The 10,985-nt window shown below is 50.0% G+C and carries 11 protein-coding genes and 2 tRNA genes; 9 read left to right on the forward strand and 4 right to left on the reverse strand.

What is annotated here, in order from left to right; translation table 11 throughout:
• The first annotated feature begins 26 nt into the window (after positions 1–26).
• Both H8K38_RS12960 and H8K38_RS12965 read left to right on the forward strand, forming a co-directional pair.
• Positions 27–1,268, forward strand: a complete 1,242-nt coding sequence (locus H8K38_RS12960) for a flippase (RefSeq protein WP_186885237.1) — start codon at positions 27–29, stop codon at positions 1,266–1,268.
• A gap of 71 nt (positions 1,269–1,339) precedes the next feature.
• Entirely contained in the window at positions 1,340–2,314 is a 975-nt protein-coding gene (locus H8K38_RS12965; RefSeq protein ID WP_186885238.1) for a glycosyltransferase family 2 protein, read from the forward strand.
• A gap of 53 nt (positions 2,315–2,367) precedes the next feature.
• Here the strand turns inward: H8K38_RS12965 and H8K38_RS12970 are convergent, their stop codons facing one another.
• A complete protein-coding gene (locus tag H8K38_RS12970; protein ID WP_186885239.1) occupies positions 2,368–2,805 on the reverse strand; it encodes a thiol-disulfide oxidoreductase DCC family protein in 438 nt (145 codons plus the stop codon).
• A 249-nt stretch (positions 2,806–3,054) separates the two neighbouring features.
• Between H8K38_RS12970 and apbC the strand changes: the two genes are divergently transcribed.
• Together apbC and ribD are read left to right on the forward strand one after the other, a co-directional pair.
• Positions 3,055–4,143: an iron-sulfur cluster carrier protein ApbC gene (gene apbC, locus H8K38_RS12975; protein WP_186885240.1), complete on the forward strand. Its 1,089-nt coding sequence runs from the start codon at positions 3,055–3,057 to the stop codon at positions 4,141–4,143.
• Positions 4,144–4,161: 18 nt separating this feature from the next.
• Positions 4,162–5,274 (forward strand): bifunctional diaminohydroxyphosphoribosylaminopyrimidine deaminase/5-amino-6-(5-phosphoribosylamino)uracil reductase RibD, encoded by a 1,113-nt coding sequence (gene ribD / locus H8K38_RS12980; RefSeq protein WP_186885241.1) that lies wholly within the window; start codon positions 4,162–4,164, stop codon positions 5,272–5,274.
• Between the two features lie 126 nt (positions 5,275–5,400).
• Here ribD and H8K38_RS12985 read toward each other — a convergent pair.
• The 3 genes from H8K38_RS12985 to H8K38_RS12995 form a co-directional block, all read right to left on the reverse strand.
• Positions 5,401–5,477 (reverse strand) — tRNA-Pro (locus H8K38_RS12985).
• An 86-nt stretch (positions 5,478–5,563) separates the two neighbouring features.
• Positions 5,564–5,640, reverse strand: a tRNA-Pro gene (locus H8K38_RS12990).
• Between the two features lie 72 nt (positions 5,641–5,712).
• Positions 5,713–6,597, reverse strand: coding sequence for an RluA family pseudouridine synthase (locus H8K38_RS12995; protein ID WP_186885242.1), 885 nt, complete (start codon positions 6,595–6,597; stop codon positions 5,713–5,715).
• A 59-nt stretch (positions 6,598–6,656) separates the two neighbouring features.
• Between H8K38_RS12995 and H8K38_RS13000 the strand changes: the two genes are divergently transcribed.
• The 5 genes from H8K38_RS13000 to H8K38_RS13020 all read left to right on the forward strand — a co-directional run bounded on the left by H8K38_RS13000 (position 6,657) and on the right by H8K38_RS13020 (position 10,975).
• A complete protein-coding gene (locus H8K38_RS13000; protein ID WP_186885243.1) occupies positions 6,657–7,184 on the forward strand; it encodes a DUF3305 domain-containing protein in 528 nt (175 codons plus the stop codon).
• Between the two features lies 1 nt (position 7,185).
• Positions 7,186–7,824 (forward strand): DUF3306 domain-containing protein, encoded by a 639-nt coding sequence (locus H8K38_RS13005; RefSeq protein WP_186885244.1) that lies wholly within the window; start codon positions 7,186–7,188, stop codon positions 7,822–7,824.
• Entirely contained in the window at positions 7,799–9,871 is a 2,073-nt protein-coding gene (locus H8K38_RS13010) for a 4Fe-4S binding protein (protein ID WP_186885245.1), read from the forward strand. Before H8K38_RS13005 ends, H8K38_RS13010 begins: the two co-directional genes overlap by 26 nt.
• Before the next feature lie 24 nt (positions 9,872–9,895).
• Positions 9,896–10,504, forward strand: coding sequence for a molecular chaperone (locus tag H8K38_RS13015; RefSeq protein ID WP_186885246.1), 609 nt, complete (start codon positions 9,896–9,898; stop codon positions 10,502–10,504).
• Positions 10,505–10,783: 279 nt separating this feature from the next.
• Complete coding sequence (locus H8K38_RS13020) at positions 10,784–10,975, forward strand: hypothetical protein (RefSeq protein ID WP_186885247.1); 192 nt, start codon at positions 10,784–10,786, stop codon at positions 10,973–10,975.
• Positions 10,976–10,985: the final 10 nt, after the last annotated feature.

Consider the following 10,985-nt stretch of genomic DNA (forward strand, 5'->3'; position numbering starts at 1 on the left):
ATAGCCCGGTGACGCTAATCTTAATAATGACATCGATAACAAAAAATATTCTTTACCTCGTTTTTGTACAGGGCCTGATTTATCTGGCACCACTGGTGACTCTCCCTTATCTGACGCGGGTGTTAAGTGTGCCGGACTTTGCCGCTCTGGGTTTTGCCCAGGCAGTGATACAGTATTTTATTTTGATTACGGATTATGGTTTCGGGATTACGGCAACCAGACTGATTGCGATTAATAGTAGAGATAAGCTTGCTGTTTCCGGCGTCGTTGCGAATACGCTGGCCGTGAAACTGATTTTGTCTGCCGCAGGCGGCTTGGCCTGTCTGTTGCTGATTGCCGTTTTTGCAGACGTGCAGCAGCACGCAGTGTTGTTCCTCGCATGCTTTATCGGCGTTTTAGGCAATGCACTTTTTCCGACCTGGTTATTTCAGGGCTTAGAGAGAATGCGGGCGCTCGCCCTGATTACAGCCGCATCGCGCCTGCTGCCTTTGCCGCTGGTTTTTGTTCTGGTTAAAACGACAGATGATCTGGTGATGGCAGCGGTGCTACAAAACATCCCGGGTGTTGTCGCCGCTGTGATGTCGTTTTACTACGCGAGGCAAACTAAGATACTGGTGCGTGCCAGTATCAGTTTGCGCAGCATATGGGGTATGTTAAAAGAGGGGTGGCCAGTCTTTTTGTCGAATATTTCCACCAGTTTTTACACGACGATCAATATCATTTTATTGAAGCTATTTGCCGGTGCCGATCAGGTCGCCTATTTTGCAGCGACCGATAAAATCCGCGTCGCTGCTCAAGGTTTCATTCAGCCTATCGCCGCCGCCTTGTTTCCCCGTATCGCCGCACTACATAAAGAGTCCGATAAAAGCGACGAGTCACGCTCGCTGATCCGGCGTGGTTCCTACATACTGTTAGGTGTGCAGTTAGCGGGTGGGCTTGTCCTGTTTTGTTTTGCCGATGTTATTGCATTGCGCTACCTTGGCGTAAGTTTTGCTCCAGCAGCAATGTATCTGAAGGCACTTGCTTTTCTGCCGCTGGTGATTGGCTTTGCGACGATTATTTCTCAGTGGCGTTTTCTTGCTGTTGGTGAAAGCAGGATACTGAGTAAAATCTATCTGGTTGCCGGGCCGCTGCACGCGCTGTATGCCTGCTATCTGACGTATCGTTATCAATCGACAGGTTTGATCATTAGTCTGTATTTAACGGAAATGCTGATTACCGTCGCAATGATTATCGCAGCAAGAAAAAAAGGTATTGTTTTATGGTGATTTTTTTTAAGCATTCCTTCACCGTAGTCTGTACCGTTACTTGTTGATCTTACTTTTTCCCGCGCCACCCCATGCCGACGATAGATATTGCTTTAGCTTCATATAACGGAGAAAAATACATCTCCGCTCAGATCGATTCGATTTTTGCCAATGACTTGTCTGCTGTTGGTGCCTCGCTCGGTAAGCTGATTGTTTCCGACAACGTTTCAACAGATGCGACTGTAGAGATCGTGAGAAATATCTGCAACACACATACTCAGGTGCAATTGCACATCAATCACCAGCGCGGTGTCATTCACAATTTTAATCATGCGCTGGCGCACACGGATGCTGCCTACGTCATGCTGGCTGATCAGGATGATGTCTGGCACAACAATAAAATCGCCCTGAGTTTTCAGAAAATGCAGGAGCTCGAACGCCAATTCGGGGCGGAAGTGCCACTGCTGGTGTTCACCGATCTGGCGGTCACGGATCATCAGCTCGCTGTCATTTCTTCTTCTTTTTTTGCGTATCAGAAAATTGATCCGGTTGGTTACGTCCGTCCAGAGTCCATGTTTCTGTATAACGTCGCACCCGGTTGCACCATGATGCTGAACCGTCGCTTATTGGAAATGGCATCGCCGGTGCCTGGTGGCGCTGTGATGCATGACTGGTGGCTGATGCTGGTAGCCGGTGTTTTCGGGCATATCGGTCATGTCGGTCAGGCGACCATGTTTTATCGTCAGCATGACAATAATCAGGTCGGTGCCAGTGTCAGCAGTTTTTGGGAGAAGCTATTTTCTCCACGCAGAAAATTACAGCTGGCCCGTAAAAATTTACAGGATGCGATACGCCAGGCAAAACTGTTCACTGCACAATTTCCAGTTATTCCTGCAAAGTTTTCATCGACGCTCACCTATCTGACCGAGTTTGATCATCTCTCACGCTGGCAGCGTGTCAGAGGGCTGATGCAGCAAAAAATTATTGGCCCGACGTTCTGGGGTCGCGTGTTGCTGTATGCGGTGGCGGTTTTTTCGCCGGTTCTCCGTCGTACGCCTGGCTGTTGATGCCCGTGTGGATCAATGTTCCTGGCCTTGAATTTGTGTTGTCATCGCTAGCACTATTTCACAGAGCATTGATCATCTTTGCATCTGCGGCTGCGTTTTTCCGCGCGTTTCGCTGCCACCTCGAATAAGTATCCGGTCACGCGGCTTGACAGGCGGTAGCGGTTGTCAGCGACGCGAATGTAAAGCCAGTCAAACAAGGGCTTTAGCAGCGGCCATCCGGTTGGCGCTGTGATCCAGCCTAGTCCGATGGCTTCATAAGCCAGCCGGAAAACGGCGACACCGGTCACGATACTGTTATCGGGTTTGATTGCATGGATGATGCGCATCAGTTCTGCCTGCGGTATGCCGTAGGGGCTGGTGTCAAACTGTTCGCCAGAAATATCAATAAACTTCAGCAAATCTTTATCGTTGCGTGCCTTCAGATTATCGATTTCAAGTTTGCATAGCGGGCAGGATTCATCGTATAGCAAGGTCAGCGGGTAATTGCTCATAAGGTTTTCTTTGAAAACGATGCAATGCGTGGAATGCTCTCAGCATACCTGTGATCGGCGATATCTGCAGGCATCGCTCGTTCGTCCTTGAGATGAGTTCCAGCCTTATCTTTCCTTTTTTGTTTTTTTTCAGACTTTCATCATCAGAATTGCATTTGAAGTGCGGGCTAAAACTCAGTCTTTGCGCAGGGCTATCCGCAGTCTTTTCACGTTTTGCGCTAGACTTGCGGACATTGAATGGAGAATGACATGACACTGACCGTTGACGATATTAAAAATGCTTTATCAAAAGTGATTGATCCTAATACCCAGCTTGACCTGATTAAGAGCAAGTCCGCGAAAAACATCAAGCTCGATGGCGATGACGTCAGCCTCGATGTGGAGTTGGGTTACCCGGCAAAAAGTCAGTTTGACCTGATACGTAAGAGTGTGATTGCCGCTGTGCGTGCATTACCGGGCGTGGGTAATGTCAGCGTCAATGTGACATCGAAAATTGTCGCGCATGCAGTTCAGCGCGGCATCAAACTGATGCCGAATGTGAAGAACATTATTGCGGTAGCGTCAGGTAAGGGCGGTGTCGGCAAATCGACGACAGCGGTAAACCTCGCGCTGGCGCTGGCCGCTGAAGGTGCTGCGGTCGGTATTCTGGATGCGGATATTTATGGCCCGTCGCAACCAATGATGATGGGGATTAATGGTCGCCCAGAGACTGTGGATGGTAAAACGATGGAGCCGCTGGAGAATCACGGGCTGCAGGTGTCCTCCATCGGTTTCATGATTGATCCGGACGAGCCTATGGTCTGGCGCGGCCCTATCGTCACGCAGGCCTTGCAGCAATTGCTGGAGCAGACAAACTGGCGCGATCTGGATTATCTGATTGTCGATATGCCGCCTGGTACTGGTGACGTGCAACTGACCTTGTCGCAGAAAGTGCCGGTGACTGGTGCCGTGATAGTGACGACGCCGCAGGACATTGCGTTGCTCGATGCGCGCAAAGGTTTGAAAATGTTCGAAAAAGTCGGCATTCCTATTCTGGGCATCATTGAAAATATGAGTACGCATATCTGCTCCAATTGCGGACATGCGGAAGCGATTTTCGGTGAGGGTGGCGGCCAGAAAATGTGCGCGGATTACGGCGTCGATTTTCTTGGCGGTTTGCCATTGACGATGGCGATACGTGAACAGGCTGATTCCGGAAAGCCAATCGTGGTTGCTGATCCAGATGGAAAAATTGCACAAATCTACAAAGAAATTGCCCGCAAACTGGCTGTAAAAGTCGCTGAAAAGGCGAAAGACATGACCAGTAAATTTCCGAGTATCAGTATTCAGCACACCTGATCACATTGGTGGATATGGATGTCTTCCGTAGATAAAAAAGCAGATCGTCATTGGCTGGAGGTAGCGCTGGAGCTCGCCTCCCGCGCTACCATCGAGACTTCGCCGAACCCTAAAGTCGGCTGCGTTATTGTGCGCGACGGTGTTGCCATCGGGTGTGGCTGGACCCAGCCGGTGGGGCAGGCGCACGCAGAAGTTCAGGCGCTGCGTGATGCGGCTGCCAATGGTATGGATGTCCGGGGGGCAACCGCGTACGTGACGTTGGAGCCTTGCAGTCACTATGGGCGCACGCCGCCATGTGCAAACGCACTGGTCGATGCCGGGCTGGAGCGGGTTGTGGCGGCTGTTGGTGATGCCAATCCACAAGTCGCCGGACGTGGATTGGCGATATTGCAGGCGGCGGGTATCGAAGTAGCGTGTGCGACCCACGCTGATCTGGCGGATCGCGCCCGCGAGATGAATATCGGTTTTTTTACCCGCATGGAAACTGGCAAGCCGTGGGTGCGCATGAAAGCAGCGGCGAGTCTTGATGGAAAAACTGCATTACCAAATGGTCAGAGCCAGTGGATAACCGGCGCAGAGGCCAGACACGATGGTCACGCCTGGCGCGCCCGCGCAGATGCGATACTGACAGGTATCGGCACGGTATTAGCAGATGATCCTTTGCTGAATGTGCGCGGTATTGATACGCGGCGTCAGCCCTTACGCATCGTGCTGGATTCGCATTTAAGAATCCCCGTATCTGCAAAAATACTGCAAGGTGGCGGTGCTTTAGTGATCTGTGCGGTTGACGACCTGCCAAAGCGTCTGGCGCTGGAGGCGTTGGGGGCGGAAGTGCTTTGTTTGCCTGATTCTAGTGAGCGGCTTAGCCTGCCATTGTTGATGCTTGAGCTGGGACGACGGCAAATCAATGAATTGCATGTGGAAGCTGGTGCGACACTCAATGGCGCATTGATTGCTGCCGGTTGTGTAGATGAATTACTGATCTATCTGGCACCTAAATTATTGGGAGAGGGGGCCGGTATGTTCGTGCTGCCATTGTTGACGCATGTTGATCAGGCGCAGCAACTAGTGTTGCATGATGTAGCGAAAGTGGGCAGCGATGTACGGCTGCTGGCCAGATTCTCCAAATAACCGCAGACTTGTTTTGTTTCTGCTTTATCCGGCAAGTGAATTGCTGAGCGGGGATATGTGGCAATTGATATATAAGCTGACGCAAAAAGAAAAAAGGATCGTTGAAAATCAACGATCCTTTTAAACTGGTCGGAGTACAAGGATTCGAACCTTGGACCCCCTGGTCCCAAACCAGGTGCGCTACCGGACTGCGCCACACTCCGAAAAACTAAACTGCATTTATCTTTTCACTGATACTTAAATAGTATCGCTTCAAGATGAAAAATCAATTATATGATTTTTAAAATTCTGGTCGGAGTACAAGGATTCGAACCTTGGACCCCCTGGTCCCAAACCAGGTGCGCTACCGGACTGCGCCACACTCCGAAGACCGACATATTAGCCTTATGACGCTTTGATGTCAATAGATTTGTCCCTGAGCGACTATTCGTTGCATGCTTAAAGTTCGCGATGACTTGAGAATGTCCGACGTTCGCCGGTCAGTGGATCATCAAAAGCGATGCTCTTTGCCAGTAATTGCAAAGGTGCGCTGAAGTCGTCGCCTTTGCACGCTTGTGCGATGGGATAAAAGCTGTCGTTTACTATCGGTGCTCCCAGACTCGCCATATGTACCCGCAGTTGGTGCTTTTTCCCTGTAACGGGTGTTAACCGATACAGATTCATATCGCCGCGTTGTTCTGCAATCTCAATCAGGGTTTCGGAGTTGATTGCGCCATCGCTTTCACGCATCGTAAAAAAACGCTCACCTTCGGTCATACAACTGCGGTGGATAAGAGGAAATGTTTGCGCGGGTAAGGCCGGTGCCAGAGCATGATAGGTCTTTGTTATGCTGCGTTTCTGGAATAGCGCCTGATATTTTCCACGGGTTTCAGGATTATGCGAGAACAGAATCACGCCCGCTGTTTCCCGGTCTAAGCGGTGTATCGGGGTTAGCTGTTGCAAGCCGGTTTTCTTTTTTAGCCGGACTAGCAGTGTTTCACGCAAAAAGCGTCCGCCGGGAGTGACCGGTAAAAAATGCGGTTTGTCGACGACAAGTAAGTGATCATCCTGATGCAGGATGTGCGCTTCAAATGGAATAATGGTTTCACTATCGATTTCGCGATAGTAAAAAATACACATTCCACGCTTGGCTAAACTGTTCTTTTGTAATGGGTTACCATGCGCATCGACTACTTCATTTCTTTCCATGCGAGAAAGCCAGGTCGCTTCTCCGACATCTGGGAAATGCGAGGTCAGGAAGCTGATCATGTTGCTCCACTGGCCTTCAGGTAACCATAAATAACTTGGCGCGATGCCATCGCGCACGGGGAGGGGGGCTTGCATGGGAGATGGTGGATTCTTATTCTCGAAACTTAACTCTGTTTCTCTATAATACCAGCACGATGGAAAAAAATACCGAGCTACCCTTTACGCTGAGTGTGATCATGCAGCGTATGCCGATGAATAACCGGTGGCAGCCATTTCAATGGAAGCCACTGGAAATTCTGGCTGATACCCCTGATGCCAAAATACATCAGTTGATGAATGGTGATGGTGAGCAGCGTTGGCTGTTCCCTGGCTTTTCTGCAAGCTTGCATGTCGATGAGACGCCTGGTTACTTTCTGAATCTCAGCTCTGAAACACCATGCTGGTTCGTGATGTGGCGCATGGAAGAAGTTGATGGCGTCGAGTTGGCCGTACCTAAATCTGTCTCGCTCTCTTATGACGAGGCGGCGCGGCAAATAGACGGCGGTGAACAAGTCGATATTTTGCCTTTATCGACAGACGTTGCCGCCTGGCTTGCCGAATACACGCAGCAGTATTTCCGCTATGAAGGTAAAAAACCTCGTAAACGTCCATCCTTCGAGGGTGGCGAAGGCGTTCAGAAAATGGCGCTTGCTGAAGCATCGGTCAACAGGAAGACAAACTGATATGGCAGCCAGCGATTTTTTCAGCCGGTGGAGTAAACGTGGCGCTGAAAAGGATATGACTCCGGAAGCCGTATCTGATGCGCGCCCGGAGCAATTGGCTGTCGTGACTCCTGTTGACACAAGTGATGTTGAAAAAAATCCAGATAAAGCACCGGACATGGCTGACGTGGCGGCATTGCGTGATGAATCTGATTTTTCACGCTTTATGGCGAAAGATGTCGATGAGTCAGTGCGTCGCTCAGCGATGAAAAAACTGTTTTCCAATCCTCACTTCAATGTCATGGATGGCCTGGATATTTATATTGATGATTACGGTAAAGCCGACCCATTACCGCCTGGAATGCTGGAGTCTTTGTTGCATGCCAAGACCTTGTTGAATCCGCTGGCACATCTGGAGCAAGGTTTGCAGCGTTTGCTCGATCCTGATCCTGTTCCTGTTGAGGGCGAAGCAACGAGCACTGACAGTGAAGCGGGACCAAGTGCGTTGGCTGCAGAACTTGTGGCTGAGCCTGCGCTGGTGGAATTGCCGTTGTCAGATCAGGTGTCACCAGTCCCGCAGAGTACCGAATTGGCCAGCAAAATAATGCAGCAAAATAATGATGAGAGCGATCAGAATGAATCCGCAAATAAAAATTTGTAGTTGTAATAAAACCCTGCCTTTAAATGCTGCTGCAGCCGCGCAATTAGCGCAGGCAATTGGTGCGGAACATGTGCAGGTCAGCGATATGTTATGTCGCCGCGAAGTGGGAAATTTTTTAAGCGCAGTGCAAGGCGTTGATGACGTGATCGTCGGTTGTACCCAGGAGCGTGCTTTGTTTTCTGAGTTGGCGCAAACCAGTGTTGCGCCAATAAAATTTGTGAATTTACGTGAGAGTGCCGGATGGTCTGAGGAGCGTAAGCAAAGCCTGCCAAAAATGGCAGCCTTGCTGGCCGCGGCCAGTTTGCCTGCGCCCGAACCTGTACCCACGGTGAATTATCAGTCGCAGGGAAATCTGTTGATTATCGGTTCCGCAGATGTTGCCCTGCCGTGGGCGCATCGCTTGTCTGCGCAAATGGCGGTAAGCGTTTTACTGACAGAGGGCGCGGCACATGGTGAGCGACTGGCAGACCGGACGTTCCCCGTCTGGTCTGGTAGTGCGATCAAGTTGCGCGGCTTCCTCGGGCAGTTTGAAGTGAGCTGGCAGCAAAGCAATCCGATTGATCTGGAAACCTGCACCCGTTGCAATGCCTGTATTGATGTTTGTCCGGAAAATGCGATCGACTTCAGTTACCAGATCGATCTGGATAAATGCAGTAATCACCGTGATTGCGTCAAGGCTTGCGGTGTGATCGGCGCGATTGATTTTGAGCGTATGGCGGTTGTTCGTGATACCGCGTGTGATCTGATATTGGATTTGTCACGACAAGCCTTGTTCTCTATGTCGGATAAGCCTCAGGGATATTTTGCGCCGGGCAATGATGTGGCGGCACAGTTTGATGCGGTGTTGAAATTGTCACAGTTGATCGGTGAGTTTGAGAAGCCTAAGTTTTTTGTCTACAAAGAAAAACTCTGTGCCCATAGTCGCAGCGGCAAGTTGGGATGCAATGCCTGTCTGGATGTTTGCTCTACGGACGCAATATCAGCTGCGGGCGACAAGGTATTGGTCAATCCAAATTTATGTGCCGGATGCGGTGCTTGCACCACGGTCTGTCCTACCGGTGCGATGAGCTACGCCTATATGCGCGCACCCGACACCGGCCTGCACATCAAAACAATGTTGTCCGCGTATGCAAAAGCGGGTGGTAAGGCGCCGGCAATTCTTTTCCATAGCAAAGAAGCTGGCGCTACTTTAGTTCAGCAGACAGGTCAGTCTGCGCAGGCGGGTGGGCGTGGCTTGCCTGCCCGGGTGATTCCGATGGCGCTGCATCATACGGCATCGACAGGCATAGAAATCTGGTTGTCAGCGATTTGTTATGGCGCTGCTTCTGTCGCGATTTTATTGACGGATGAAGAGGCGCCAGAATATCGCCTTGCTCTGCAAAAACAGATACAGATTTCGCAGGCGATTTTGTCAGGACTCGGTTATCAGGGGCAGCATATTCATTTGTTGGAAACAGGTTCATCCGCCGAATTGTCGTCGTTTTTGTATGCGTTAAAGCCTGCGCAAGTGCCACCGCCAGCATTGTTCAATGTTGCGCAAGATAAGCGCGTCAGCATGGACTTTGCACTCGATCATCTACTCAGGCATGCACCGGCCGCGGTCGATGAAGTGGCTTTGCCGAGCGGATCTTTATATGGATCAGTGGCGATCAATAAGGACGTCTGTACTTTGTGTATGTCATGCGTAGGTGCGTGTCCCAGTTCGGCTTTGATGGATAACGCTAATTCTCCACAGATACGTTTTATCGAGCGCAATTGTGTGCAATGTGGTTTGTGTGAGGATACTTGCCCGGAACATGCAATAACACTGACCCCAAGGTTATTGCTGAACGATGCCGCCAAACAGGTACGTGTGTTAAATGAAGCGCAGCCATTTCATTGCATACGCTGCAGCAAGCCGTTTGCGACAGCGCAGATGATAGAAACCATGGTGCAAAAACTTGGGGCGCATAGTGCATTTGCAGGACATCTCGATCGCATTCGTATGTGCCCTGATTGTCGCGTTGTCGATATGATGAGTGCTGCTGATTTGCAGCGTCCGCACTAAGACGATTACCGGAAATACAGAAAAATGGAAACACAGATTAAATTTGAAACTGCCGATCAGGGCGAAGAAACGGCGCGCGCGGATTTATACGGCCTGCTTGCTACCCTGATGTATGCGCCGCCATCAAAGGATTTGCTGCAAGTGCTGAGCGGCGCAGAAACCAATGGCGAGGGTGTGTTGGGTGAGGCCTGGACGCATTTCATAGAGACAGCAAGAAAGTCCGACGCAGAATTGGTTCGGGATGAATATGAACAGCTTTTTGTCGGCACCGGTAAGCCTGAAGTTTTGCTGTACGGTTCGTATTACCTCAGTGGCTTTCTGATGGAAAAGCCGCTGGCAGCATTGCGGACTGATTTGCAGAATCTGGGGCTGGAGCGTGCGGAACATATTGTCGAGTCTGAGGATCATATTGCCTCGCTGTGTGAGGTGATGCGTTACCTGATCGCATCGGACGACATTTTGCAAGCTAATCTGGCAACACAAAAACAGTTCTTTGCGACACACATGCAAAGCTGGGTAGGAACGATGTGCGACGCGATTATTGCGCATCCGCAGGCTTCTTTTTATGCAAGCCTGGCACAGTTGGCAAAAGTTTTCTTTGATGTGGAAATGCAATCTTTTGATATGGAATAAGGGTTACTACTTATTTTTTTGTTGTAATCAAAAGTTTTTGTTCTGCAAATGTTAAATAGTATTAAATATTGATTTTCCTGTCGGGAATCTTTTTTTTGAATGGAGTAGACTGCTGAAAGTTCGGAGACGCGCGCACTTGCTTTCCTCCTTTTCAGAGAGGAAATAAGCTGCGAAACTGGTTTGAGTGTTTTACCATACTTACCATACCGGTTTCAGCGATCAATCCTTGATCGCTTTTCAATCAGTCTCCAGGTTTAGTTGTCGACATCGGAGACGAACATGGATCAAAAAATTAAACGCCGTAGCTTGCTGGGTGGTTTAGGTGTGGCTGCTGCAGGCTTGTTAGCGCTGAAAGCGGCGCCTGTGGTACAGGATAAAATTGAAACGCTGGCAGCTCCAGCAGAGCCTGAGGGCACAGGTTATCGCCTGACTGAGCACGTGAAGAAATACTACCGTACCACCACTATTTAATTCTGAGGTG

Source organism: Undibacterium sp. FT79W (assembly GCF_014284215.1).
In the GTDB taxonomy this organism is placed as follows: Bacteria; Pseudomonadota; Gammaproteobacteria; order Burkholderiales; family Burkholderiaceae_D; genus Undibacterium; species Undibacterium aquatile.

What these genes read in the sequence shown, in the direction of transcription:
- H8K38_RS12965 (WP_186885238.1), top strand. Translation starts at nt 1,340, where the DNA reads ATGCCGACGATAGATATTGCTTTAGCTTCATATAACGGAGAAAAATAC.
- H8K38_RS12995 (WP_186885242.1), bottom strand. Translation starts at nt 6,597, where the DNA reads ATGCAAGCCCCCCTCCCCGTGCGCGATGGCATCGCGCCAAGTTATTTA.
- ribD (WP_186885241.1), top strand. Translation starts at nt 4,162, where the DNA reads ATGTCTTCCGTAGATAAAAAAGCAGATCGTCATTGGCTGGAGGTAGCG.
- H8K38_RS13015 (WP_186885246.1), top strand. Translation starts at nt 9,896, where the DNA reads ATGGAAACACAGATTAAATTTGAAACTGCCGATCAGGGCGAAGAAACG.
- H8K38_RS12960 (WP_186885237.1), top strand. Translation starts at nt 27, where the DNA reads ATGACATCGATAACAAAAAATATTCTTTACCTCGTTTTTGTACAGGGC.
- H8K38_RS13000 (WP_186885243.1), top strand. Translation starts at nt 6,657, where the DNA reads ATGGAAAAAAATACCGAGCTACCCTTTACGCTGAGTGTGATCATGCAG.
- H8K38_RS13005 (WP_186885244.1), top strand. Translation starts at nt 7,186, where the DNA reads ATGGCAGCCAGCGATTTTTTCAGCCGGTGGAGTAAACGTGGCGCTGAA.
- apbC (WP_186885240.1), top strand. Translation starts at nt 3,055, where the DNA reads ATGACACTGACCGTTGACGATATTAAAAATGCTTTATCAAAAGTGATT.
- H8K38_RS13020 (WP_186885247.1), top strand. Translation starts at nt 10,784, where the DNA reads ATGGATCAAAAAATTAAACGCCGTAGCTTGCTGGGTGGTTTAGGTGTG.
- H8K38_RS12970 (WP_186885239.1), bottom strand. Translation starts at nt 2,805, where the DNA reads ATGAGCAATTACCCGCTGACCTTGCTATACGATGAATCCTGCCCGCTA.
- H8K38_RS13010 (WP_186885245.1), top strand. Translation starts at nt 7,799, where the DNA reads ATGAATCCGCAAATAAAAATTTGTAGTTGTAATAAAACCCTGCCTTTA.